General features: G+C 67.8%; 17 protein-coding genes and 2 pseudogenes. 10 read left to right on the plus strand and 9 right to left on the minus strand.

Annotated features, from left to right (window positions below):
• Positions 1 to 12 precede the first annotated feature (12 nt).
• Positions 13 to 1,416 (minus strand): amidohydrolase, encoded by a 1,404-nt coding sequence (locus QE373_RS03255; protein WP_057508420.1) that lies wholly within the window; start codon positions 1,414 to 1,416, stop codon positions 13 to 15.
• A 241-nt stretch (positions 1,417 to 1,657) separates the two neighbouring features.
• Here QE373_RS03255 and QE373_RS03260 point away from each other — a divergent pair, with 241 nt between their 5' ends.
• The 3 genes from QE373_RS03260 to QE373_RS03270 all read left to right on the plus strand — a co-directional run bounded on the left by QE373_RS03260 (position 1,658) and on the right by QE373_RS03270 (position 6,536).
• A complete protein-coding gene (locus QE373_RS03260) occupies positions 1,658 to 5,047 on the plus strand; it encodes an autotransporter domain-containing protein (RefSeq protein WP_309683583.1) in 3,390 nt (1,129 codons plus the stop codon).
• A gap of 128 nt (positions 5,048 to 5,175) precedes the next feature.
• A complete protein-coding gene (locus tag QE373_RS03265; protein WP_057508825.1) occupies positions 5,176 to 5,952 on the plus strand; it encodes an AMP nucleosidase in 777 nt (258 codons plus the stop codon).
• A 44-nt stretch (positions 5,953 to 5,996) separates the two neighbouring features.
• On the plus strand, positions 5,997 to 6,536 hold the full coding sequence (locus QE373_RS03270) for a DUF924 family protein (protein ID WP_309683586.1): 540 nt from the start codon (positions 5,997 to 5,999) through the stop codon (positions 6,534 to 6,536).
• Between the two features lie 71 nt (positions 6,537 to 6,607).
• On the opposite strand, the gene grxD is transcribed toward QE373_RS03270, so the two are convergent.
• A complete protein-coding gene (grxD, locus tag QE373_RS03275; protein ID WP_042613684.1) occupies positions 6,608 to 7,534 on the minus strand; it encodes a Grx4 family monothiol glutaredoxin in 927 nt (308 codons plus the stop codon).
• A gap of 59 nt (positions 7,535 to 7,593) precedes the next feature.
• On the opposite strand from grxD, the gene QE373_RS03280 reads away from it, so the two are divergent.
• The gene (locus QE373_RS03280) at positions 7,594 to 8,376 is read left to right on the plus strand and encodes a polysaccharide deacetylase family protein (protein ID WP_309683590.1); all 783 of its coding nucleotides are present in this window, start codon (positions 7,594 to 7,596) and stop codon (positions 8,374 to 8,376) included.
• A 9-nt stretch (positions 8,377 to 8,385) separates the two neighbouring features.
• On the opposite strand, the gene QE373_RS03285 is transcribed toward QE373_RS03280, so the two are convergent.
• The 3 genes from QE373_RS03285 to QE373_RS03295 are packed head-to-tail and all read right to left on the minus strand — an operon-like array spanning position 8,386 to position 11,012.
• On the minus strand, positions 8,386 to 9,114 hold the full coding sequence (locus QE373_RS03285) for a methyltransferase (RefSeq protein ID WP_309683593.1): 729 nt from the start codon (positions 9,112 to 9,114) through the stop codon (positions 8,386 to 8,388).
• A gap of 3 nt (positions 9,115 to 9,117) precedes the next feature.
• Positions 9,118 to 9,729 (minus strand): SGNH/GDSL hydrolase family protein, encoded by a 612-nt coding sequence (locus QE373_RS03290; protein WP_309683595.1) that lies wholly within the window; start codon positions 9,727 to 9,729, stop codon positions 9,118 to 9,120.
• A 5-nt stretch (positions 9,730 to 9,734) separates the two neighbouring features.
• Positions 9,735 to 11,012 carry a pyridoxal phosphate-dependent aminotransferase gene (locus QE373_RS03295; protein ID WP_057508832.1) on the minus strand — a complete coding sequence of 426 codons (1,278 nt, stop codon included), beginning with the start codon at positions 11,010 to 11,012 and terminating at the stop codon, positions 9,735 to 9,737.
• A 122-nt stretch (positions 11,013 to 11,134) separates the two neighbouring features.
• Between QE373_RS03295 and rsgA the strand changes: the two genes are divergently transcribed.
• Both rsgA and QE373_RS03305 read left to right on the plus strand, forming a co-directional pair.
• Positions 11,135 to 12,232: a ribosome small subunit-dependent GTPase A gene (rsgA, locus tag QE373_RS03300; RefSeq protein ID WP_309683598.1), complete on the plus strand. Its 1,098-nt coding sequence runs from the start codon at positions 11,135 to 11,137 to the stop codon at positions 12,230 to 12,232.
• Positions 12,233 to 12,300: 68 nt separating this feature from the next.
• Positions 12,301 to 13,555, plus strand: a pseudogene (locus QE373_RS03305) (flavohemoglobin expression-modulating QEGLA motif protein).
• 458 nt (positions 13,556 to 14,013) lie between these two features.
• Here QE373_RS03305 and QE373_RS03310 read toward each other — a convergent pair.
• The 4 genes and pseudogenes from QE373_RS03310 to QE373_RS03325 form a co-directional block, all read right to left on the minus strand.
• Positions 14,014 to 16,299 (minus strand): TonB-dependent receptor, encoded by a 2,286-nt coding sequence (locus QE373_RS03310; RefSeq protein ID WP_309683600.1) that lies wholly within the window; start codon positions 16,297 to 16,299, stop codon positions 14,014 to 14,016.
• Positions 16,300 to 16,535: 236 nt separating this feature from the next.
• Positions 16,536 to 17,276, minus strand: coding sequence for an acetoacetyl-CoA reductase (phbB, locus tag QE373_RS03315; RefSeq protein ID WP_309683602.1), 741 nt, complete (start codon positions 17,274 to 17,276; stop codon positions 16,536 to 16,538).
• 31 nt (positions 17,277 to 17,307) lie between these two features.
• Positions 17,308 to 18,637: pseudogene (locus tag QE373_RS03320) on the minus strand (CitMHS family transporter).
• 56 nt (positions 18,638 to 18,693) lie between these two features.
• Positions 18,694 to 19,836 carry a porin gene (locus tag QE373_RS03325; RefSeq protein WP_309683603.1) on the minus strand — a complete coding sequence of 381 codons (1,143 nt, stop codon included), beginning with the start codon at positions 19,834 to 19,836 and terminating at the stop codon, positions 18,694 to 18,696.
• A gap of 456 nt (positions 19,837 to 20,292) precedes the next feature.
• Between QE373_RS03325 and QE373_RS03330 the strand changes: the two genes are divergently transcribed.
• From QE373_RS03330 to QE373_RS03345, 4 genes are read left to right on the plus strand one after another with little or no spacing between them, the layout of a single operon-like run.
• Complete coding sequence (locus QE373_RS03330) at positions 20,293 to 20,991, plus strand: response regulator transcription factor (RefSeq protein WP_309683606.1); 699 nt, start codon at positions 20,293 to 20,295, stop codon at positions 20,989 to 20,991.
• Positions 20,978 to 22,372 carry a sensor histidine kinase N-terminal domain-containing protein gene (locus QE373_RS03335; RefSeq protein ID WP_309683608.1) on the plus strand — a complete coding sequence of 465 codons (1,395 nt, stop codon included), beginning with the start codon at positions 20,978 to 20,980 and terminating at the stop codon, positions 22,370 to 22,372. Before QE373_RS03330 ends, QE373_RS03335 begins: the two co-directional genes overlap by 14 nt.
• Positions 22,369 to 23,421 (plus strand): ABC transporter substrate-binding protein, encoded by a 1,053-nt coding sequence (locus QE373_RS03340; protein ID WP_309683610.1) that lies wholly within the window; start codon positions 22,369 to 22,371, stop codon positions 23,419 to 23,421. The genes QE373_RS03335 and QE373_RS03340 overlap by 4 nt, the downstream gene beginning before the upstream one ends.
• Positions 23,422 to 23,457: 36 nt before the next feature.
• Positions 23,458 to 24,105, plus strand: coding sequence for a response regulator transcription factor (locus tag QE373_RS03345; protein WP_309683613.1), 648 nt, complete (start codon positions 23,458 to 23,460; stop codon positions 24,103 to 24,105).
• The last annotated feature ends 142 nt before the right edge of the window (positions 24,106 to 24,247 follow it).

Here is a 24,247-nt window from a genome sequence, read left to right on the forward strand (position 1 = left end):
GTGCACGGATCATCAGCGCACCTCCTGGCCGAGACGGAAATCAGACACCGGCTTGCTGCGCGGATCGGCCCGGTCGAAGTACTGATGACCGTCGATGAACACCTGGTCGGCCAACGCATAGGAGCTGAAGGGATTGCCGTTCCACACCACCACATCGGCGTTCTTGCCCGCCTCCAGCGTGCCGGTCTTGCCTTCGATGCCCAGCGCCTTGGCCGCATTGGCGGTCATCCAGGTGATGGCGCGTTCCGGTGCGATCGCCGGCATGTCGGCGCGGCGCGCGGCGGCGATCACCTTGGCCGCTTCCTGGTTCAGGCGCTGGATGCCTTCGGGTGAATCCGAATGCACGATGGCGCAGCTGTTGGCAGGACGGTCGACCAGTGCGATGTTCTCCTGGATGCCGTCGAACGCTTCCATCTTGAAGCCCCACCAGTCGGCCCACAGGGCGCCGCAGACCCCTTCCTGGGCCAGTCGGTCGGCCAGCTTGTAGGCTTCCACCCCGTGGTGGAAGGCGGCGATCTTGAAGCCGAACTCATCGGCCAGGTCGAGCATGGTGGCCATTTCGTCGGCACGGTAGCAGTGGATGTGCACGCGGATGTCGCCCTGGATCGCGCCAGCCAGCGTGTCCAGTTTCAGGTCGCGCTTGCCGCCGCTGTCGCCGCTGCTGTCTTCCTTGTCGCCGCCGAACCAGCGCTTGCGCTTGGCCGGCTTGGCGGTGTTCTTGGCGATGTACTCGCTGGCATCGATGAACGCGGCGCGGTAGCCGGCCACGTTGCCCATCCGGGTGCCCGGTGCGGTGCCCTTGCCGCCGTACACGCGCTTGGGATTTTCGCCGCAGGCCATCTTCAGTCCCCACGGCGCGCCGGGGAATTTCATCGCCTGGTAGGTGGTGGTGGGCACGTTCTTGAGGACCACGCCGCGGCCGCCGACCAGGTTGGCCGAACCGGGCAGCACCTGCATGCTGGTCACCCCGCCGGCCAGCGCCTCGGCGAAACCGGGATCCTGCGGCCACACCGAATGCTCGGCCCAGACGTTGGCGGTCACCGGCGCGGTCATCTCGTTGCCATCGCTGTGCGCGCTGACGCCGGGGCTGGGATACACGCCCAGGTGCGAGTGCACGTCGATCAGGCCGGGGGTTACCCAGCGCCCGTGCGCGTCGATGCGGCGCACGTCGCTGCCAGCCTGCAGGGCACGGCCGACCTCTACTACTTTTCCATCACGCAGCAGTACGTCCGCATCGTCCAGGCGCTGCCCGGTGCCGGTGAGCACGGTGGCGTTGTGGATCAACACGGCCTCGCTGCTGCGCGGCTGGTAGGTGCTGGGATACGGATCCTGGATGAAGCGCGAAGCGCCGGTGGCCGGCGCAGCGGCCAGCGACAGCAGCGCCAGGCCGATGCCGGCGCGCAGCAGGTTGTACATGGAGTCCCCGTGAGCATGGTGGTGCAGTCTGCTGACGCTAGCGGAGTAACGGCCTGCTTGCCAAGTGACCTTCGGCCTGGCATCGCGACCGTACGCGGCGGCACGGTGAAAGCGCGCTGCCGTATTTGCGGTAATCTCGGGAAGCGATGGCGCCACGCGCTGTCCGCCGTGTGGGTCGCCGCGAGCTGCAATGGCCGCGCGCACCCAGGATGAACCACGTAATCAAGGAATAGATCCAACCATGACCCGTACCACGTTGTTCCGTACTTCTTCTTCTTCGCGCCGTCCCCTTCCTTCGCTGCTTGCTTCGGCCATCGCCGGTTCGTTGCTGGTGGCTGCCGCGATGCCGGCCCTCGCGCAGTCGCAGGATGCGCAGCTGGAACACTACCAGCAGCTGCGCAGCGTGCAGGCAGCGGCCGCATCGGTGGCGCAGGGCGCCGTCGCGCGTCCGCCTGCAACCGCGCTGGCATCGGCTGCTGAAACCGGCCCGGTGATGGGCGCGGCCGGCAACCGCGAAAGCTGGCAGACCGAAGAGTTCCAGGTGGACTGGGGCCTGGCTGCGATGAACGCCGATGCTGCCTATGCGCGTGGGCTGACCGGCCAGGGGATCCGCCTGGGCGTGTTCGACAGTGGCACCGGCCTGGCGCACGACGAGTTCGCCGGCAAGAACCACAGCAGCATCCGCATCGCCGACCTGCTGCCCGATGGCACCTCCTGCACCAACGTCAACGCGCTGTGGGGGCCGGATGCCTGCTTCGCCAGCGATGGTGACGTGGTGGCGCTGGAGGCCATCGGTTTCAATTACGGCCTCACCGAGGAAGACATCGCCTTCCTGATCGGTGCCGGTGCGCCCTACGGGCTGACCTTCAATACCCACGGCACGCATGTGTCGGGCACCATCGCCGCCAATCGCGATGGCAGCGGCATGCACGGTGTTGCCTTCGGTGCGGACCTGGCCGCCGCCAAGCTGTTCTTCGACAGCTACGTCGAGTGGTACCTGGCACCGGATAATTACTACCGTCAGGGCTCGGTGTTCCCGCAGGTCGGGCCGAGCGAAGACGCCTTCGCCAGCATGTATTCGCAGATGAACGCCCAGGGCGTGCGCGCGATCAACCACAGCTGGGGCCTGGGCAGCGAACCGGTGACGGTCGAGGAGTTCGATGAGATCTACAACCACGAAGGCGACCGCGCCTATCTGGATATCTTCGCCGAAGGCTCGCGCCAGGCCGGGATGATCCAGGTGTGGGCGGCCGGCAACTCCGCCGACTACAACCCCAGCCCGGAACAGGCGCCGCTGGCCGGCGTGTATGCCACGCTGCCGCGCGCCTTCGCCGATATCGAGCCCTACTGGCTTGCCGTGGTGAACCTCAACCAGGACCTGCAGCTGAGCGACCTGTCGCACCGCTGCGGGCTGGCCGCGAACTGGTGCCTGGCCGCGCCGGGCAGCGACATCATCTCCACCTCGTACGGTTCGGAAGGACTGGAAGGCCAGTTGGCCACCGATGATAACCAGAACGTGCTGCTGGACGTGATGGAACGCGTGCCCAGCTACACCTACGAACAGATGAGCGGCACCTCGATGGCGGCCCCGCATGTCACCGGTGCGCTGGGCCTGCTGTTCGAACGTTTCCCGTATCTGGACAACGCGCAGGTGCGCGACGTGCTGCTGACCACCGCCACCGACCTCGGCGCCGAAGGCGTGGACGATGTCTACGGCTGGGGCCTGGTGAACCTGGAAAAGGCCATCGAAGGCTATGGCCAGCTGCGGGTGGACACGAACGTGGTGATGAACACCGCAGCCGGCGGCCTGAAGGTATGGGAAGGCGATGCATGGGATGACTGGACCAACGACATCGGCGGCCCTGGTGCGCTGACCAAGTCCGGCATCGGCTGGCTTCGCCTGAGCGGCGACAACAGCTTCAACGGTGCCGTGCTGCGCGAAGGCATCCTGGAGCTGGACGGGGTCAACACGCTGACCGATGCGGTGGTGGTGCAGGGTGGCCAGCTGCGCCTGAACGGCAGCCTGGTCGGCACCGACCTGGACGTGCGCGGTGGCAGCGGGCTGGTCGCCGCGGGTGCGCTGCTGGAGGGCTCGTCGCTGTCGATCAGCGGCGGCATGCTGTCGTTCAACGGCACGCAGACCGGCGGGTCCACCGTGGTGGGGGCCAATGGCCTGCTGCAGGGCACCGGTACGCTGGGCGATACGCGCGTGGCCGGCATCATCGCGCCGGGCAACTCGATCGGCACGCTGACCATCGATGGCGACTACGTGCAGACCGCCAGCGGCGTCTACCTGGCCGAACTGTCGCCGGGTGGCAGCAGCGACCTGCTGAGCGTCAGTGGCACCGCCACGCTGGATGGCACGCTGAAGGCACTGCCGGAAGCGGGCATCTACTACCTGGGCGAGCAGTTCAACGTCATCCAGGCCGACGGCGGGGTGCAGGGTCGCTTCGCCAGCACCGACTTCAGCGCGTTCTCGCCGTTCCTGCAGTTCGGCGTGGACTACGCCAGCAACGGCATCAACATCGAGGTCACCCGTGGCCAGTTGCTGGCTACCGCAGCGACCACCGCCAACCAGCGCGCTGTGGCCGGCTCGGCCGATGCGCTCGGCGTGGACCAGGGCCTGCCGCAGCCGCTGACCCTGCTGTTCCCGCAGCAGGTCGGTGCAGCACTGGACGGCCTGAGTGGTGAACTGCATGCCGCCACGCCGCTGGCGCTGGTGGAAAGCAGCCGCTACGTGCGTGATGCGGCACTGAGCCGTGCAGTGGGCGCGCGTTCGCCGCAGGACGACGCCAGCCAGGCCACCGGGGCGTGGGTGCAGGCCATCGGCGGCAGCGGCAAGCTGGATGGCGATGCCAACACGGCACGTACCCAGTCCAACACCAGCGGGTTGCTGGTCGGCATCGATCGTGACATCGGTGGCTGGCAGCTCGGCCTGCTGCTGGGCAACGGCCGCACCGACACGAAGCAGGCGCAGGGACGGTCGGCGAAGGCGCGCATCGACAACACCCACGTGGGCCTGTACGCCGGCCACAGCTGGGGCGCGTTCGGCCTGCGCGGTGGTCTCGGTTACAGCCGCCATGACATCGACAGCAGCCGCCAGGTGGCCTTCGCCGGCTACAGCGACGGGCTGAATGCCAGCTACGACGCCAAGACGAAGCAGGCCTTCATCGAAGCCGGCTACCGTTTCGGCGGTACGCAGGGGGGACTGGAGCCGTACCTGCAGCTCGCCCGTGTCGAAGTGGACGTGGACGATGTGCGCGAGCAGGGCGGTGCCGGCGCGCTGACCGGCAGGGTGGCTGACACCGCGACCACCGTGGCCACCGTCGGCGTGCGTTTCGACAAGGGCCTGAAGGCCGCGTTCCAGCAGGACGCGTGGCTGCACGTGGTGGGCGGGGTGGGCTATCGCCGCGCTTCCGGTGACCGCGATGGACTGGCGCAGCTGGCCTTCGATGGCGGCAGCAGTTTTGCCGTCAGCGGCGCGCCGATCGCCGACAGCGCGGTTGTGGCCGAACTGGGCCTGTCGGCCTGGCTGAGCCCGCGCCAGCAGCTGGAACTGGGCTACAACGGCCAGTTCGGCGATGAAAGCCGCGACCATGGCGTGAATGCACGGTGGTCGGTCCGGTTCTGATGGCCGGGTGACCCACGCGTGATTAGGGGCGGCCTTCGGGCCGCCCTTTTTGTTGCGGCAGCGCCGATGCTCGACTCCGCGCCGCCGCTCTCGCAGAATCGTGTCTCGAAGCTCGCCAAGACCGCCGCATGAAAACCAAGCAGGACATCGTCGACAACTGGCTGCCGCGCTACACCGGCGTGCCGCTGGACCAGTTCGGGCAACACATCCTGCTGACCAACTTCAGCGGCTACCTGCATGCCTTCGCCCAGCTCAGCGGTGCACCGGTAGTGGGCCTGGACCGGCCGATGGCCAGCGTCACCGCCGACGGCATCAGCATGATCAACTTCGGCATGGGCAGTCCCAACGCGGCGATCATCATGGACCTGTTGTCGGCGGTGATGCCCAAGGCGGTGCTGTTCCTGGGCAAGTGCGGCGGGCTCAAGCGCAAGAACCAGCTGGGTGACCTGGTCCTGCCCATCGCGGCGATCCGTGGCGAAGGCACCTCCAGCGACTACCTGCCGCCGGAAGTGCCGGCGCTGCCGGCGTTCGCGCTGCAGCGGGCGGTCAGCACGATGATCCGCGACCTCGGCCATGACTACTGGACCGGCACCGTGTTCACCACCAACCGGCGCGTATGGGAGCATGACGAAGCCTTCAAGGAGCGCCTGCGCCGCATGCGCTGCATGGCCATCGACATGGAAACCGCCACGGTGTTCGCGGCGGGTTTTGCCAACCATATCCCGACAGGGGCCTTGCTGCTGGTCTCCGACCAGCCGATGATTCCGGATGGGGTGAAGACCGAAGCCTCCGATGCCAAGGTGAGTTCGCAGTTCGTGGACAACCATATCCAGATCGGCATCGAGGCCCTGCGATTGATCCGACGCAACGGCAAATCGGTCCGCCACCTGCGGTTCGACGAATGACCGGCAATGGGCAGGGCGCCCCGATGCAGCCCGTGGAGCAGGATATGCAGACCGCAGCGCAGGTAGTGGCGTTCTGGAACGAGGCAGGACCAGCGAAATGGTTCGCGCGCGATGACGCGTTCGATGCGCGGTTCCGTGCGCTGTTCCTGGAAGAGCACCATGCGGCGGCCTCGCGTGCCCGCGAACACTGGCTTTCCACCGCCGAAGGGGCGCTGGCGCTGATGCTGCTGCTGGACCAGTTCCCGCGCAACTGCTTCCGCGGCACCGCCCATTCGTATGCCACCGACGGGCTTGCCCGGCATTACGCGATGCGCGCGGTGGAAGAAGGCCTGGACCTGGAGCTGCTGCCCAACCTGCGTGCGTTCATCTACCTGCCCTTCGAACACTCCGAAGCGTTGCAGGACCAGGACCGGTCGGTGGCGATGTTCGACGTGCTGGGCGACAAACAATACCTGCAGTTCGCCGAGCTGCACCGGGACATCATCCGGCGCTTCGGGCGCTTCCCGCACCGCAACGCGGTGCTTGGGCGGATGACCACGATGGAAGAAATGGACTTCCTGGCCGAGGGCGGATTCGCGGGCTGACGCACTGGAACGGAAAACGCCGGCGGCTGCCGGCGTTTCCGTTCATCAACAAGGGTGCTGGAGGTCCGGAATCAGTACTTCGGCACGCCGTTGTCGACCTCGTCGGACCACGCATCGATGCCGCCGGTCACGTTGTGGACCTTGGTGAAGCCCAGCGCACGGAACTGCTCGGCAGCCTGCGCGCTGCGGCCGCCGTGGTGGCACAGGAAGGCCAGCGCGGTGTCCTTCGGCAGCGCCTCCAGCTCGGCACGACCGTTGCCATCGAAGACCTTGAACGGCACGCCGACGGCAGCGATCGAACGCTCTTCGGACGGACGCACGTCCACCAGCAGCACCGTGCCGGCACGCACCAGGTCATCGGCGTCGCGCACCGACAGTTCGGTGATGGCCTTGGGGGCGTTCGGGTTGTCGATGGCCAGGCCCTTGCCGCGGATGTCGTCCACCCAGTCGATGGTGATGCCGTCGGCGCGACGCGCGCTGGCCAGGTCGAACTGCACGCGCAGGCCGTTGGATTCGGCCGCGATCGCGCCCTCGTCGAACGGGGCCAGCTGGAAGTTCGGCTGGAAGCGCGCATCGATGCCCAGCTGCAGGGCCGCGCCCGGCGAATCGGCCAGCGCACCCTTCAGCATCTCCACCGCGGCCGGCGTCACGGTGATGGACGGCGGCGTGCGGTCCGGGGCGGCCAGGCCGAGCACGCTGCTCAGCTCACCGCTGGAGGCCATCTGCAGGATGATGTCGCTGCCACCGACCAGCTCGCCGTCGATGTACAGCTGCGGGATGGTCGGCCAATCGCCGTACTGCTTGATGCCTTCGCGGATCTCTTGGTCGGCCAGCACGTTGACGTGGCCGAACTCCACGCCGAGGTCCTGCAGTGCGCCGACGGCCTTGGCCGAGAAGCCGCATTGCGGCATGGACGGCTGGCCCTTCATGAACAGCACGACGCGGTCGTTGGCGAGGAGGGTTTCGATGCGCGAACGCAGGGCGGGATCGAGGGACATGGCGGTGGAAATCCGGTGATATCGAACCGCTGATTCTACCCCTCGTGGCATCATGGGGCATGACCACGATGGAAACGCTGCATTGCCCCCCGCGCTGGCCCTGGCGCGCGCTGCTGGGCTTCGCGCTGTCCCAGCTGCTGGCGCTGGCGGTGGGCCTGCTGGCCGGGTGGGGCTGGGGACTGGCCCTGCTGCTGGCCAGCCACGCGCTGTTCCTGGTGCCGGTGTTCCTGCCCAACAGCCGCTTCTACACCCCCGTCATCCGCCGCCTGGCCGATGCCGGCGATGCGGTCTGGCTGACCATCGACGACGGGCCCGGGCCCGACACGCGCGCGGTGCTGGACCTGCTGGACCGCTACCAGGCCAAGGCGACCTTCTTCCTGGTGGGCGAACGCGCACTGGCCCATCCGGACCTGGTGCGTGAGGTGATCGGCCGCGGGCATGACGTGGGCAATCACAGCCACAGCCACCCGCAGGCCCGGTTCTGGCGGCTGGGGCCGGCCGCCATGGCGCGCGAGATCGGTCACTGCCAGCAGGCCCTGCAGGCGATCACCGGCCGGCCCCCGCGCTGGTACCGCTCGGTGGTGGGCATGACCAACCCCTTCGTCGGCCCGGTGGTGCGGCACCTGGGCCTGACCCGGGTGGGCTGGAGCGCACGCGGTTTCGACGGGGTGGACTGCACGCCGGCCGAGGTGCTGGCGCGGTTGCTGCCCGACCTGCAGCCCGGGGCGATCGTGCTGCTGCATGAGGGCAGCGGGCATGGCCACAACCTGCAGATCATCGAAGGCGTGCTGCAGGCCCTGGACCAACGCGGCCTGCGGGCACGGCTGCCGCCGCAACGTTGAGGGGTCGGATCAGCCCGGCGCCACCGGTCGATGGGCGACCAGCAGCCAGCTGTTGAACGGGGTGCGACCGTGCAACGGGCGGGGCGCTTCGGCGACCAGCCCGGCCGCGCCCAGTACCTGCTGCAGCGCGTCGGCGCGGGGGTAATGGCGCGGGCGGGTACGCATCCAGCCGGACAGCCAACCGAGCCGATCCGCCAGGCGCGTGGTGCGGTCGCGGCCATCGCCGGTATCCAGCGGGCTCCGCAGTACCAGCGTCGCGCCCGGTGCCACGCGCTCGGCCGCCGCCTGCAGCAGGCTGGCCTGGGCGTGTGCGTCCAGGTAGTGCAGCACGTCCAGCACCGCTACATGGCCGCTGTGGCCTGGCAGCGGCTGCTGGATGTCCAGTTGGCGCAGGTCCAGTGCGGGAAGGGCCGCGCGGCGGACCGCACGTGCACCGCGATCGATCTTGCCTGCATCCACGTCCACGCCCAGATACGGCTGCGTGCGGCCATGGAGGCGCGCGACGTGGCCGAGCAGGCCCAGCCCGCAGCCCAGGTCGAGCAACGCAAGGCCATCGTCCGGCACGGCCTGCAGCACCCCGTTGTAGAGCGGGTCACTGCCGAGCTTGGCACGCACGTAGTAGTAGGTGCTGCGATTGCCCCAGCGGCTGGCCGGCAGGAACGCCCGGGCGATCGCGGTGGCGTCCGCGGTGTCCAGGCAGGCGGCCGCTGAGGCTGCCCCGGGCCGCGCGCCGGTCACGGCTCAGGCGGCGGGCGCGAGCAGGCGCTCGGCCAGCGGCAGGGCCCGCTGCGCCCACAGCGCGTACATCCGCGCCGAAGGATGCAGGCCATCGTCGGCCAGCATCGCCGCTTCCGCGCCGTGCTGGCGCGAGAGGTCGGTGATGTCCACGAACACCACGCCGTGCGCCTGGCAGATGGCCTGCGCCGCAAGGTTGTAAGCATCCAGCGCGGCGGCAATGGCGGTGCGGTCGCGATCATGCGCGAACGGGGTGACGCCCCAGTCCGGGATGGACAGCACCAGCACCCGTGCGGGCCTGCCGCCGGTGAACGCCAGCGTGCGCTGCAGCAGGGCGCTGAACTGCTTCTGGTAGTCGTCCAACGACCGACCGCGGTACTGGTTGTTGACCCCGATCAGCAGGCTGGCGAAGTCGAATGGACCGGTCGGCGCCGCTGCGTCGATGCCGGCATCCAGCTCATCGGTGGTCCAGCCGGTGGTAGCGATGGTCTGCGGATCCTGCAGCGCGATGCCGCGCAGGCGCAGCAGGGCCGCCAGCTGATGCGGCCAGCGACCTTCCGACGGGACGCCTTCGCCAATCGTGTAGGAGTCGCCCAGGGCCAGCCAGGTCAGTGCCACCGGGGTCAGGCGACGGCCGAGCGGCGTGGCTTGAGCGGCACCACTTTGCGGTTGGCTTCGGCGCGCCGCGCCAAGGCGCGGTCGATCCGCGAGAACACCTCGCGCATCACCGTCGCTTCGGGCAGCAGGGTCACGCGGAAATGATGGCGGTAGGGCACGTTGAAGCTGGAGCCGGGAACCACCAGCACGCCTTCGTCGGTCATCAGGTCGAGCGCGAAATCATGGTCGTCCAGGCCCTTGGCGGCATCGCCGACCACGGCCGGGAAGGCGTACAGGGCGCCCGCCGGCGCCACCAGCGAGAGGTGCTCGCTGGCCGCGCAGGCGTCGATCACCGCGCGGCGGGTTTCGTACAGGCGGCCACCGGGCGTGCACAGCGGGGTGATCGTGTCGGGACCGTTCACGGCGGCGTCGATGGCGTACTGGCCGGGCACGTTGGCGCACAGGCGCAGCGCGCTGAGCAGGTCCATCGCGGCGCGGAACTCGCCCAGCCGCCCGGCGTCGCCGGACAGCATCGCCCAGCCAACGCGCCAGCCGCAGGCGCGGTGCACCTTGCTCAGGCCGCTGAAGGTGATGCAGGGCTGGTCACCGGCCAGCGGCGCGACCGGCTGGAACACCGCGTCGTCGTACAGGATCTGGTCGTAGATCTCATCGACCATCAGCAGCAGGTTGTGCTTGCGTGCGATGGCGACGATGCGCTCCAGCAGTTCGCGGGAATAGCTGGCGCCGCTGGGGTTGTTCGGGTTGATCAGTACGATGGCACGGGTGCGCGAAGACACCAGCGCTTCGATTTCGCTCGGATCCGGCTGGAAGCCATTCTCCGGGGCGCAGCGGTAATACACCGGGCGGCCGTCGTTGAGGATGGTCGCCGCCGACCACAGCGGATAGTCCGGCGAGGGCACCAGCACTTCGTCGCCGGGATTGAGCAGCGCGCGCAGGGACAGGTCGATGAGTTCGCTGACCCCGTTGCCGATGAACACCCGGTCCGGGTGGGCGTCCGGTGCACCGCGACGGGCGTAGGCGGCGGCGATGGCCTCGCGCGCCTCCGGCAGGCCCTGCTGGTGGGTGTAGGGGTCGGTGCGGCCCATGTCATCGGCGATCGCGCGCTGCAGGTGTTCCGGGGCGCGGAAGCCGAAATTGCCGGGGTTGCCGATGTTCAGCTTGATCAGCGTGCGGCCCTGCGCCTCCAGCTCCCGCGCTCGTCGCGCCAATTCTCCTCGGATCTCGTAGCGCACTTCGGAAAGGCGCTCACGGATGGCCAGGGGCTTGGGCGTGGGGGTGGACATGGCAGACGGGCCGTCGATGGGCATGGAAGGCCCATACTAGCTGAATTGCTGCAGCGCATGGCAAGGGTGGCGGCCGGGCATGGCCCGCGCCCGCAGGGCCCGCTGCCGGTAGAATGCGGACGATGACCGATACCCCTGATTACCCCGCGCTGCAGACCATTGGCTGGCCATGGCCCGGCCCGCCCGCCACCGCCGACCAAGCGGACTGGCAGGCCGCGATGGCCACCCATCCGCTGGCGCGCCCTGCGCGGGTGATCGAGCAGCACCGCACGCATTACGTGGTCGCTGACGGGCCGGACGCGTCAATCAAGGCCGAATCCCTGCCGGAATGGCAGCGTCCGCGCTTTCCCAGCCATGAGCGCCCCGCCGTGGGCGACTGGGTGCTGCTGGAGGGCGTGCGCATCGTCGCGCTGCTGCCGCGGCGCACCTCGATCAAGCGTGGCGCGGCGGGGGAGCATTACCACCAGCAGGTGATCGCGGCCAACGTCGATACGGTCTTCATCGTCTGCGGGCTGGATGCCGACTTCAATCCGCGCCGGATCGAGCGCTACCTCCTGCTGGTGGGCGGCGGCGGTGCCGAGCCGGTGGTGGTGCTGACCAAGGCCGACCAGACCGAGTACACCGAAGACGCGCTGGCGGTGCTGGAAGAACTGAAGGCGCAGGGCATCGCGCTGCGCGCGGTGAATGGGCTGGACCCTGAGAGCGTGGCGACCCTGCACCCGTGGCTGGGCGCGGGCCATACGGTGGTGCTGGTGGGGTCTTCGGGTGCGGGCAAGTCGACCCTGACCAACACCCTGCTCGGCGAGCAGCGGATGAAGACCAACACGGTGCGGTCCAACGATTCGCGCGGCCGCCACACCACCACCCACCGCGCGCTGATGCCGTTGCCGATGGGCGCCTGCCTGATCGACACGCCTGGCATGCGCGAACTCAAGCCGACCGGCGAAGAGACGCTGGCCGAAGGCGGTTTTGCCGATATCGAAGCGTTGGCGGCGCAGTGCCGGTTCCGCAATTGCCTGCACCAGCAGGAGCCGGGGTGCGCGGTACGTGCGGCGATTGAAGAAGGCGAGATCGAAGAAACCCGCGTGCTGAACTACTTCAAGCTGAAGGAAGAAGTCGCCGCCGCCGCCGCCAAACTGGCCGTGCGCCAGGCCGAGACGGCGCAGGAGCGCCGCACCGCCGCCCGTCGTGGCGCCGGCAAGGCGCCGCGCCGCCGGTAGTGACGGCCGCTGGCGGTCAGCTTTCCGGCGTCGACGGCCAGCGGCCGTCACTACCGTATAGTTGGCCCATGGATCCAGGCGCGACGCTCGATCGTGAAGTGGCCCACCATGCCGCGCTGGACGCGCGGCTGGTCGATGCTGTTGGTGGGATCCGGCTGCTGGGATTGACCAGCTGGCCGGCCGGCCTGCAGTCTCCGTTCCTCGCCAGCGTGGCGCGTGGCCAGCCGCAGCTGCCCGAAGTGGACTACCCGAAACTTGATTTCAGCGACGCGCGACGCGCGTTGGCGGCGCTGACCGCCGAATGCGATGCCGACCACCCTCTGGGCCGTTACGTACAGCAGTCCGCGCAGAGCTGGGACCTGGCCGCGCAGCTGCTGGAAGGACTGGGCACCGCTGCGGTGGATGCGTGTTCGGTGCAGTTGTTCGGTTCGCCGGAACAGCCGCTGCCCGGCAACGGCCCGAGCACGCGCGATGCGGCGCGCCATTTCATCCAGATCGCCACCGAACTGGACCACGAGCTGCTGGCACCGGAAGAGCAGGTCCCGGTATCGGCCACGGCCCTGCAGCTGCAGCTGCAGAGCGACCTGGACGCGTTCTTCGAATCGCGCATCATCCAGGTGCAGTTGGACCCCGGACTGGTGTCCAAGGCGGCGGCCGGGCCGGCCCGCATCCGCCTGCGCACCAGTGCCCGCTTCAGTGCCTACGACCGTGCGCAGTTGTTCCACCACGAAGCGCTGGTGCACTCGCTGACCGCATTGAATGGCAGGGAGCAGCACGTCCTGCCGAGCCTGGCGTTGTCATCGCCGCGGGTCACTGCGACCCAGGAAGGCCTGGCCACGTTCGCCGAGCAGATCACCGGCAGCATCGACATCGAACGGCTCAAGCGCATCAGCCTGCGCACCGAGGCGATCGCGATGGCGCGCGAGGGTGCGGATTTCATCGAGGTATTCCGCTATTTCTGCGATGCCGGGCAGAACCAGGAAGAGAGCTTTGCTTCGGCCCAGCGCGTGTTCCGCGGCGTGCCGCCTACCGGTGGCATGGCCTTCACCAAGGATACGGTGTACCTGCGCGGGGCTGGTGTCGGTGCATACGTTCTTCCGCCACATGCTGGCCGAGGACCGCCTGCAGGTATGCCGGTGGCTGTTCGCGGGCAAGATGACGCTGACCGATGCGATCACCTTCGCGCCGTTGTTCGAGGCGGGGATCCTGCAGCCGCCGCGTTGGCTGCCGCATTGGGTGAGCCGGGCCAATGGGCTGGCGGGGATGCTGGCGTTTTCGTTGTTCGCCAATCGGATACGGATGGAGCAGTTGTCACCGGAGTGATTGGTCGAACGGGTGGAACCCCCTCGCGGCGGGTGGCAATTGAAGCGGTTTGCTGGTTTGGCGACGGGTGGGTGGGTCATGCAGGACACGCCGTAAACCCGTCCTTGGGGGCTCGCTGTTGCCATCCATGGCAACAGACGGTCCTGCATGACCCACCCACCCGTCGCCCCGACAGTTTCCGATTGCCGCCCGCCACGTAATGAAAAAAGGAAAAGCGGTAGCGCCGCGCCATGCTCGGCGGCATTTGCTTTTGCTTTTGCTTTTGCTTTTGCTTCTGCTCTTCTCCCCCCAACCCCGGCGGGGCACGTCCACTGTCCGGAGGCGGGGGAGGGTGATGCGCGGGACGCTGAGCCGCATGGATGCGGCGACGCAGCCTACACGGATGTACTTGCGGCGTGTCCCGCGCATCACCTTCCCCCGCCTCACCCCCATCAACTGAACCCACGTCCCGCCGAAGCCTAGAAATCAACCCCCACCGTCATGAACACCTGCCGCGGTGCGCTGGCATGGATCGCGTAGCGGGTGCCGGTCGGGTCGGTCGGCGCGAACGAGCTCAACTGCCCCGCGTAGCGCTTGTTGGTCAGGTTGGTGGCGTTGAGCGATACCTTGATGTCACGCAGGCCCATGCCCGGTCCGAAGGAATAGCCCAGCCCGGCGTCGAAGGTGGTCACGCCCGGTACCGACTGGTCGTTGGTATAGGTGTAATAGCGCTTGCCGGTGTACTTGGCGCGCAGGCTGGCGAAGAAGCCGTCGCGGTTCCAGCTCAGTTCGCTGGAGGCCATGCGCTGCGGCGTGTCGACGGTGATCTTTCCGGCCACCGGTACGATGGCACCGCCCGAGGTGTAGTCGTCCTCGTAGGTGGTCTTGTTCCACGACAACGCGTTGTACCACTGCAGGCCGTCGATCGGCTTGAAGATGAAGGTCAGTTCGGCGCCCTGGCTCTTCACCGAGCCGACGTTGATGAAGCGGGTGATGCACTCCGGCCGCGTGCCGACTTCGATGCTGGTGCATGGATTGAGTGACAGCAGGCGGTTGTCGAACATCACGTGGTAGGCCGCCAGCGAGGCCTGGTACTTTCCGCCGAAGCGACGGAAGCCGGCTTCGAAAGTCCGCGACTCCTCCGGCTCCAGGTCATCCACGCTGGCTGCGAAGGACTCCGGCGATACCTGTAGCGGGCCACCGCTGCCGCCGCCGACGAACGCGGCGATGTTCTCCGCATACGAGGCGAACACTTCCTGACGGGGGCTCAGCTTGAAGCTGATGCCGGCCTGCGGCAGCACCGATTCCTTTGCGGTCAACGTGCCGGAGGCGTAGCTGGATTCGGTGCCCGGCTTCGCGCGGGCGGTCATGCGCGTGTTGGGGCTCTTGATGCCCACGTCCACCGTCATCCGATCCTCCATGAAACGCATGCGGTCCTGCACGTAGAACTGCCGCGTGCGGATATCGAAGTCCTGGTCGAACAGGCGACGGTCCGGGTGGTTGAGGTAGGTGTCATCCAGGAACGGGCCGTCGATGTAGTAGAAGTTGCGTTCGACGTTGTGGTCGTTCTTCTCGTACCACAGCCCGGCCTCCAGTTCGTGGATACCCACGTTCCAGGTGAACGCCGCAGTCACGCCCTGGCGGTTGATGGTGTAGTTGGTGCTGCGGATCGAAATCGGAAGCTCGCGGTCGGTGCCCGGATGGGATGGCTGGCCCGGGGCCCACCAATGGCCTTGCCCGCGGTTGTCGTGGTGGTAGGCCAGCAGCTTCAGTCCGGCGCTGTCGCCGAGCTTCAGGTCGGCGTCCAGCGAGTACAGGCTGTCGTCGCGCAACGCGCGGCTCTGGTAGTACGCATCGTCGATGCTGTTGACGCCACCGCTGAACGCACAGCGCGCCGGATCACGCGTGGCGGGGGCGCAGTAAGCGGCCGCCAGGGCGCGGTTCCAGTCCGGGGCGTAGATGTTCCAGTCATACCCCAGGCCGCGGTCCAGCATGCTCTTGGACAGATAGGCATAGTTGGCCTGGCTGGCGCGCGAGGTGGCGGCAAACGCGCCGAAGCGGTTGTCTCCCACGTGCCATACCGCCTTCGCGTTGAACTGGCGCGTGGTCTGGTTCTGGTAGGGGGCAGCCCACATGTCCGCGTCCTGGTGCACGCCGGACACATAGGCGGAGAACCCGTTGATGTCGCCGGTATCCACGCGCAGGTAGCCGCGGCGCTGGTTGTCATCACCGGCGGTGATGCTGGCGCGCCCACCGAATTCAGTGGCAGGGTCCATCGAGAAATACTGGATCGCACCGCCGAGGTTGCTGGTGGACGCCACGCCCAGCGAACCGATGCCCTGCGACAGCTCGGCACCGGCCAGGTTCTCGGCGATCAAGGCGCGCGCGATGCTCAGGCCGTTGTAGTTGCCGTAGCTGTTGTCACCCAGCGGGATGCCGTCCAGCGTATAGCCGAGGCGACTCTTGTCGAAGCCGCGCAGGCTGATGGTCTGTGACTCTTCGTTGGCACCGAAGGCATCGTTGGATTGCACGGAAACGCCGGGCAGGCGATCGAGGATCTTCTGCCCGCTGGTGCCGGGCGGAAGCACCTGCTTGTCTACGGAGGTGATGCGTTGTACCTGGCGGGTTTCACCCTGGCCGATCACCGACACCGCGTCGAGCGTCTGCGCGGTGAGGGCGGTATCGGCGTTGGGTTCGCCGGCGGCGTGGGCGTTGGCGGCGCAAAGCGCGATCGCCACGGCAATCGTCAGGTGTCGGGTCTGCATGTCGTTCCGTTGCATGAGGGGGAAGGCCTGCGTGCTGCAGGTCACCGACCACTATGCAAAGCGGAAATGACGGGTTTTTGACCGAAAACGCAGAATGCGTGTAACTGGGACGGCGTTCGCTTAATGCTCGGCGAGCGCGATGGGGTAGCGCCGAACCATGCTCGGCGAGCGCAGCGGCAAGGACGTGACGACCAACGGTCGTCACCCACCCACCCACCCACCCACCCACCCGCGGATCACCCCATGTACAGGCCGCCGTTCACCGGATAGTCGGCACCGGTCACATACGCCGCCTCATCCGACGCGAGCCAACCGCACAGTGCGGCCACTTCTTCCGGCTTGCCAAGGCGGCGGATGGGTACCGAGGCCGCCAACCGGTCCAGCACGTCCGGTGGAAAGCTGCTGATCGCCTGGCTGGCGATATAGCCGGGTGAGATGGTGTTCACCGTCACCCCGCGCGCAGCCACCTCCGCGGCCAGCGCGCGGCTGAACCCGTGCATCGCCGCCTTCGCCGTGGCGAAGTTCACCTGGCCGATCTGGCCCTTGTGCGCGCTGACCGAGCCGATGTTGATGATGCGCCCCCAGCCGCGGGTGGCCATGCCATCCACTACCTGCTTGGTGATGTTGAACAGTGAGTTGAGGTTGGATGCCATCACCGCATTCCAGTCATCGGCGCTCATCTGCCGGAACAGCACATCGCGGCTGCCACCGGAATTGTTGACCAGCACGTCGACCTCGCCGACATCGGCGCGCACCTTGGCGAAGGCCGCGGCGGTGGAGGTCCAGTCGGTGGCGTTGCCTTCGGAGGCGATGAAGTCGAAGCCGAGGTCACGCTGCTCGCGCAGCCAGCCGGCCTTGCGCGGGGAGCTCGGTGCGCAACCGGCGACCACGGTGTGGCCCGAGCGGGCCAGGGTCTGGCAGATCGCAGTGCCGACACTGCCCATGCCACTGGTGACGTATGCGATGCGAAGGGTCATTTGCTTCTCCAGTTCCTGTGGCGGGGCCGCATCAGGCGGCCAACGGGTACAGCGCGAACAGCAGGCTGCCAGCCATCAGCAGCAGTGAGATCAGCACCGCCCATTTCAGGGTGAACTTCTGGTGGTCGGCGAACTCCACTTTGGCCAGGCCGACCAGCAGGTAGGTCGAGGGCACCAGCGGGCTGAGCAGGTGCACCGGCTGGCCGGCCAACGAGGCGCGGGCCATTTCCACCGGCGTGATGCCGTAGTTGCCGGCGGCCTCGGACAGGATCGGCAGCACGCCGAAGTAGAAGGCATCGTTGGACATGAAGAAGGTGAACGGCATCGACGCCAGCGCGGTGATCACCGCCAGGTACGGTCCCCAGCTTTCCGGGATGATGGCCAGGAAGCTGTGCGACATCGCTTCGACCATGCCGGTGTTGTTGAGGATGCCGGTGAAGATGCCGGCGGCGAAGATCAGCGACACCACCGACAGCACGTTGCCGGCGTGGTTGACCACGCGACGGCGCTGCTCGGCCAGGTTCGGGTAGTTGATCACCAGCGCAATGGCGAAGCCCACCATGAACAGGATCGGCATCGGCAGCAGGCCCATGATCAGCGCGGCCATCAGTGCGGCGGTCAGCCCGAAGTTGACCCACAGCAGCTTCGGGCGCTTGATGTCTTCGGCATCTTCCACGGTCGGCAGCGCATCGCCATCGTCGGACACGCTGGAGTCCATCCACGAACCGCCCTGCGGCAGGGTCACCACGCCCAGCCGACGGCGCTCCTTCATGCCGAGGTACCACGCCAGCACCAGGATGCCTGCGCAGGCGATCACCATCGAAGGAATCAGCGGCACGAACACATCGGCCGGGTCCACGTGCAGCGCGGTGGCTGCACGCGCGGTCGGCCCGCCCCACGGGGTGAGGTTCATCACACCGCCGGCGAGGATGGTCACGCAGGTCATGTTCAGTGCGTTCATGCCCAGCCGCCGGTACAGCGGCAGCATGGCCGATACGGTGATCATGTAGGTTGTCGAGCCATCGCCATCCCAGCGAGATCAGCATCGCCAGCACCGCGGTGCCCATGACGATCTTCAGCGGATCGCCCTTGACCACGTTGAGGATGATCCGCACCAGCGGATCGAACAGGCCGGCATCGATCATCACCCCGAAGTACAGGATGGCGAACATCAGCATGACGCCGGTGGGGGCGATCTTCTTGATGCCGTCGAGCATCATTTCGTCGATGCCGGCACCGAAGCCACCGAGCAGGGCGAAGATGATCGGGACGGTGATCAGGGCGACCAGCGGCGACAGGCGCTTGCTCATGATCAAGTACATGAACGTAATGACCATGCCAAAGCCGAGGATGCTGAGCATCATCTGCGGACTCCTTGGGTATCAGTGCGGAAGGGGGAGGGGAGAGCGGGGGAGCATCAGAAATCGAACTGCAGGCGGCCGGTGACGGCGCGCGTGCGGTCAACGGTGACGTCGGCCAGGCGGTCGCGGTTGCGGCTTTCGATCAGGTTGAGCATGAAGCGGAGGTTGTCGCGCAGGTACCAGTTGCCGCCCAGCGTCCACGCCTCGGTGCTGCCGTCGCGCAGGTCGGGCAGGCCGACCAGGTGCTGGTCACCGCGCATCTGGTCGTAGCGCAGCGCCAGTTCGAAGGCGCCGGCCTTGTGCCGGATGTCCTTGATGCGGGCGAAGCGACCGGTCTTGCGGTCGTAGCCGCGCGACTCACCGGTCACGAACCAGCTGAGCATGCCGTAGCCGGCCAGCACCTTGCCGCGCTGCAGGCCGTCGTCGAACGTGGCGCCGCTGAACTCGCCCTGCCAGGACCACGGCCCACGCACCTGCGCGTACTCCAGCGACCACTTGTCCACGTCGGTATCGCGGCCCGCGGAGAAGTCGACCAAAGTCAGGCGGCTTTCATCGGACAGGTGACCGGCCGGGCGCGGGCGGATGCGCAGTCCGGGCGCACCGCTGGCACCGGGGTTGTCGTAGAGCTCGCGCGCCACCGACACACCCAGGTGCAGCACGTCGCCAGCGGCAGGGCTCGGTGCCCATGTGGCGCGGCCACCGGCGGCGCGGCCCTTGACCTGCCAGGCATCGATGCTTTCCAGGCTGTACAGGCTGGCTGCCCAGGTGAAGTCACCCGGGTTGGCCTGCCAGGACGCCCCCAGCCGGTACAGCGGCGCCAGCGAGGTGCCAGCGTTGCCACGTTCCAGGAAGCTGCCGTAGTTGGAGCCGGTACGGTCGTCGAGCGAGAAGTACTGCTTGAACTGACCGACGGTGAGCCGGCCGGCGTCGCCAAAGCTGCGGCTCAGGTACACATCTTTCGCCTCGACCCGGTCACCGGAAAAGTCGGCTTCCATCTTGTAGTCGACCACGAAGAACTTGCCGGATACGTCAAGCCACGCGCGGCGCACCTCGGTATCGTCCTTGTTCGGCGTACCGCGGCCATCATTGTCGAAGCTGGCGAAATCCAGATGCAGCCGCCCGCCGATCTCGGCGGTAACCGGCCGGTCATCCTCGGCGGCAACGGCTGGCGCAGCAGCAGACACGGCACAGGCGGCCATCGCACAGCAACCAACCGCCGACCAACGAACAGTGAAACGATCCACAAACCCTCCCAGGTGCGCGCCCGGCGCGCGGCCAACGTGGGCACCCGGAACGGATGCGAGGCCGCAGTCTCGGCCCAGCAAGCTGTCATTCACCTGTCAGCGGTTTGTGCAGCGCAGCGAAACCGGCCTCATCGCGCCCGCCGAGCACGGCTCGGCGCTACCGCCTTTTTTCCTCATACGCGGCCGGCAGCAGCCGGGAAACCCTCAGGGCGATGGGCGGGGTGGGTATGCGGGGCCTTGAGCGGCAGGAGCCGCGAAGAGCTACATGGACGTACTTGCGCGTGCCCCGCATACCCACCCCGCCCGTCGCCAACCCGTAGCCCAGCTCCAAAGCCAGCCGCGAACGCGCATCAGCCGTTCGATCCACCGCCCGTGCGTTAGCATCTCCACTCCCCCGTACCCGACAACCGCATGCGCCTGCTGCTGGTCGAAGACAACCCGGACCTCGCCGATGCCATCATCCGCCGCATGCGCCGCAACGGCCACGCCGTCGACTGGCAGTCCGACGGACTGGCCGCCGCCAGCGTGCTGCGCTACCAGAGCTTCGACCTGGTGGTGCTGGACATCGGCCTGCCCAAACTGGACGGCCTGCGCGTGCTGGCCGGCATGCGCGAACGCGGTGACAGCACCCCGGTACTGATGCTCACCGCCCGTGACGGCATCGAAGACCGCGTGCAGGCGCTCGACGTGGGTGCCGATGACTATCTCGGCAAGCCCTTCGATTTCCGCGAATTCGAAGCGCGCTGCCGCGTGCTGCTGCGCCGCGCGCGCGGCCAGGCCAGCGAACTGGTGCAGATCGGCGGGTTCCAGTTCGATAACGCCGCGCACCGCGTCAGCCTGGACGGCGAACTGATCGAACTGCCCAACCGCGAATTCCGCCTGCTGGAGATACTGGTCGGCCGGCTGGGGCAGGTGGTCGGCAAGGACGAGATCGGCAATGGGCTGTTCGGCTTCGACGACGAAGCCGGGCCGAATGCCATCGAACTGTATGTCGGCCGGCTGCGCCGCAAGCTGGCTGCCGCGCCGCTGCGCATCGTCACCGTGCGCGGCGTGGGCTACATGCTGGAAGCCGTGGACGCGACCGACGGGCGCATCGATGCACCCGCGTGAGCGGCAGCGCCCGGCGTCGCTGCGGCGCACGCTGACGCTGTACCTGGGCGCGTTGCTGGCGGTGTTCGCGGTCGCCCTGCTGTTCGCCGCGCGCGACTACGGGCAGCGTGCGGCGAACCGGTCCTACGACCACCTGCTGGTGTCCTCGGCGCTGTCCATCGCCGATTCGGTGGCGCTGGTCGATGGCCAGTGGCAGGTCGACCTGCCGTATGCGGCGCTGGACCTGCTGGCGATGGCGCCGGAAGACCGGGTGTTCTACCGCGTGGCGGACAGTCGCGGCGCGCTGATCACCGGCTATGGCGACCTGCCTCCGGTGCCGCGCAGCATCAAGGGGCACGGTGATGCACCGGCCTTGTTCGACGCGCCGTACAGCGGAGAAACCGTGCGTTTCGTGGTCGTGGCGCGCAACCTGTCGTCGCCTTCGGCGCAGGGCGAGGTGCAGGTCCAGGTCGGGCAGACCCGGCGTGCGCGCGAAGCGCTCGCACAAGAGATGGTGAACCGCGCGCTGCTGGCGATCACCGTGCTGTCGCTGCTGTCGCTGGCGCTGGTCGGTGTCGGCGTGCACCGCGCCTTCCGTCCGCTGGTGCGGGTGGAGCGCGAGCTGTCGCGGCGCGAGCCGTCCGACCTGCGTCCGTTGGACGCGCACGTGCCACGCGAAATGGACCAGATGGTCGCCGCGCTCAACCGCTTCATGGGCCGGTTGTCCAGCAGCAACGAAACCCTGCGCTCGTTCATGGCCGAAGCCGCGCACCAGATGCGCACGCCGCTGGCGGCGCTGCGCGCGCAGGCGCAGCTGGCGCTGGATGACGAGGAGCCGGAGGACATGCGTCGCAGCCTGCTGGCGATCGAACGCAATGCCAGCCACATGAGCCGCCTGCTCAACCAGCTGCTCAGCGATGCCAGCGTGATCCACCGCGCCAACCTGCAGCGCTACGCGCCGGTGGACCTCGCCGAGACCGTCCACCAGGCGCTGCACGAGGCCGTGCCCCAGGTGGAACCGATCCCACGCGTGCACCTTGCGATGAGCGCCGGACCGGTGTGGGTGCAGGGTGATGCGCTGTTGCTGCGCGAGGCGATCAAGAACCTGATCGACAACGCCATCAAGTACAGTGGCGCGGCGCCGTTGCAGGTCGCCCTGACCCTGGACGGCGACACGGCCCTGCTGACCATCGCCGACCACGGCCCGGGCATCGCGCCCGGCGATGCCGAACGGGTGTTCGAGCGCTTCGCGCGCGGCGAAGGCGCCGCTGCTGGCGGGGCCGGGCTGGGGCTCGCCATCGTCAAGCGCGTGGTGGATGCGCACGCGGGCCGCATCGATCTTTCCAACCGTCGTGAAGGGGGCCTGGTGGCCACCATCGCATTGCCCCGGAGCCACGCATGATCCGCCAGATGACGCTGTTCACGCTGCTGCTGTGGGGGGCGGTGGCCGCTGCCGCACCCGGCGACGTACAGCGTTTCTCCGCAACCGGGCCCGCCAACGCGCAGCTGCGCATCCATGGTTCGACCGACATCGAAGTATTCGCCGTGGTGATCGCCGACTACCAGCGCCTGCATCCGGGAACGGAAGTGGTGTACGAGGACATCATCACCCAGGACCTGCACGCGCGCTTCCTTGGCGAGCGGAACGGGCCCGCCTCGGCCGACCTGTTGATTTCCAGTGGCATGGACCTGCAGGCCAAGCTGGTCAACGACGGCCATGCACTGGCCCATCGGTCGCCACAGACCGAGGCGCTGCCCGGTTGGGCGCAGTGGCGCAGCGAGGCCTTCGGGATCAGCTACGAGCCGGTGGCGATGGTCTACAACACCCGCACGCTGCCGGCCGCGCGCGTCCCGCGTACGCGGCGCCAGTTGCTGGACCTGCTGCGCGCGCCGGATGCCCCGCTGCGTGGGCGGGTCGGCACCTATGACATCAACCGCAGCAGCGTCGGCTACCTGCTGGCCACGCAGGATGCGCAGCGTGGCAGCATGGCCGGTGCGCTGCTGGGCGCGCTGGGCGACAACCGGGTGCTGCTGGAAGAGCGGACCGGAGTGCTGCTGGACAAGGTCAGCAGCGGCGAGCTGTCACTGGTGTACAACGTACTCGGTTCGTATGCACAGGCGCGCATCGATGACGGTGAACCGCTGGGCATCGTCGAACCGGAGGACTACACGCTGGTGATGCTGCGCACCGCGGTGATACCGCGCAATGCGCGCAACACGGCCGAAGCGCGGCGCTTCCTCGATTACCTGCTGTCGCCGCGCGGCCAGCAGGTGCTGTCCCGCGAAGCCCGGTTGATGCCGATCGTGCGCGGCGGCGCGACGCGCAACGGCAGCCCGGAGCGCAACCTGCGGCCGATCCAGCTCGGCCCGGGATTGCTGGTCTACCTGGATGCGCTGAAACGTCGGCAGTTCCTTGATGCCTGGAACAGCAGCATGCGGCCGGCGCGGTAGCGCACGGCCGACTGAAGTCGGCCCTACAATGCCCGCATGAGCGAACTGAACCTGCTGGTTGCCGACGACCATCCCCTGCTGCGCGCTGCCGTGGTGCATTCGCTGCGGCAGGGCCTGCCCCAGGTCAACGTACGCGAGGTGGCCAGTGCCGAGGCGCTGGAACAGGCGCTGGACCAGCAGCCGGACGTGGACCTGGTGCTGCTGGACCTGACCATGCCCGGCGCGCACGGGTTTTCCGCGCTGCTGCATGTGCGCGGCGCGCATCCGGACATCCCGGTGGTGATCCTGTCTTCCAATGACCACCCGCGTGTCATCCGCCGTGCGCAGCAGTTCGGCGCCGCCGGGTTCATCCCCAAATCGGTGCCGCCGGAGACCATCGGCGAAGCCGTGGCGGCCGTGCTGGATGGGGGCCTGTGGTTCCCGGCGATGGCCGCCGAGCGATCCGATGCCGATGCCCTGCTGGCCAGCCGCCTTGCGCAGCTCACGCCGCAGCAGTTCCGCGTGCTGCTGTGCCTGGCCGATGGGCTGTTGAACAAGCAGATCGCCTACACGCTGGGCCTGGCAGAGAACACGGTCAAGGTGCATGTCACCGCCATCCTGAAGAAGCTGGAATGCCACAGCCGTACGCAGGCTGCGGTGCTGGTGAAGGCGCTGGAGCCGGAAGGCGACGCCGGCCTGGTGTAGGCCAAGGTGGCGCCGGGCCACGCTCGGTGGAATCGATCCGCGCCGCTGCGCTCGCCGACCATGGGTCGGCGCTACCGCGTCACCGTCCGCCCTGTAGCGCCGAGCCACGCTCGGTGGAATCGATCCGCGCCGCTGCGCTCGC

Origin of the sequence: Stenotrophomonas sp. SORGH_AS_0321, assembly GCF_031453215.1 — a bacterium.
GTDB lineage: Bacteria > Pseudomonadota > Gammaproteobacteria > Xanthomonadales > Xanthomonadaceae > Stenotrophomonas > Stenotrophomonas chelatiphaga.

Bases quoted from the DNA above. Each gene is read 5' to 3' on its own strand.
- QE373_RS03270 (WP_309683586.1), top strand. From the start codon at position 5,997: ATGCAGACCGCAGCGCAGGTAGTGGCGTTCTGGAACGAGGCAGGACCA.
- QE373_RS03335 (WP_309683608.1), top strand. From the start codon at position 20,978: ATGCACCCGCGTGAGCGGCAGCGCCCGGCGTCGCTGCGGCGCACGCTG.
- QE373_RS03345 (WP_309683613.1), top strand. From the start codon at position 23,458: ATGAGCGAACTGAACCTGCTGGTTGCCGACGACCATCCCCTGCTGCGC.
- QE373_RS03260 (WP_309683583.1), top strand. From the start codon at position 1,658: ATGACCCGTACCACGTTGTTCCGTACTTCTTCTTCTTCGCGCCGTCCC.
- QE373_RS03330 (WP_309683606.1), top strand. From the start codon at position 20,293: ATGCGCCTGCTGCTGGTCGAAGACAACCCGGACCTCGCCGATGCCATC.
- phbB (WP_309683602.1), bottom strand. From the start codon at position 17,276: ATGACCCTTCGCATCGCATACGTCACCAGTGGCATGGGCAGTGTCGGC.
- QE373_RS03325 (WP_309683603.1), bottom strand. From the start codon at position 19,836: ATGGCCGCCTGTGCCGTGTCTGCTGCTGCGCCAGCCGTTGCCGCCGAG.
- QE373_RS03255 (WP_057508420.1), bottom strand. From the start codon at position 1,416: ATGTACAACCTGCTGCGCGCCGGCATCGGCCTGGCGCTGCTGTCGCTG.
- QE373_RS03310 (WP_309683600.1), bottom strand. From the start codon at position 16,299: ATGCAGACCCGACACCTGACGATTGCCGTGGCGATCGCGCTTTGCGCC.
- QE373_RS03295 (WP_057508832.1), bottom strand. From the start codon at position 11,012: ATGTCCACCCCCACGCCCAAGCCCCTGGCCATCCGTGAGCGCCTTTCC.
- grxD (WP_042613684.1), bottom strand. From the start codon at position 7,534: ATGTCCCTCGATCCCGCCCTGCGTTCGCGCATCGAAACCCTCCTCGCC.
- QE373_RS03280 (WP_309683590.1), top strand. From the start codon at position 7,594: ATGACCACGATGGAAACGCTGCATTGCCCCCCGCGCTGGCCCTGGCGC.
- QE373_RS03265 (WP_057508825.1), top strand. From the start codon at position 5,176: ATGAAAACCAAGCAGGACATCGTCGACAACTGGCTGCCGCGCTACACC.
- QE373_RS03340 (WP_309683610.1), top strand. From the start codon at position 22,369: ATGATCCGCCAGATGACGCTGTTCACGCTGCTGCTGTGGGGGGCGGTG.
- rsgA (WP_309683598.1), top strand. From the start codon at position 11,135: ATGACCGATACCCCTGATTACCCCGCGCTGCAGACCATTGGCTGGCCA.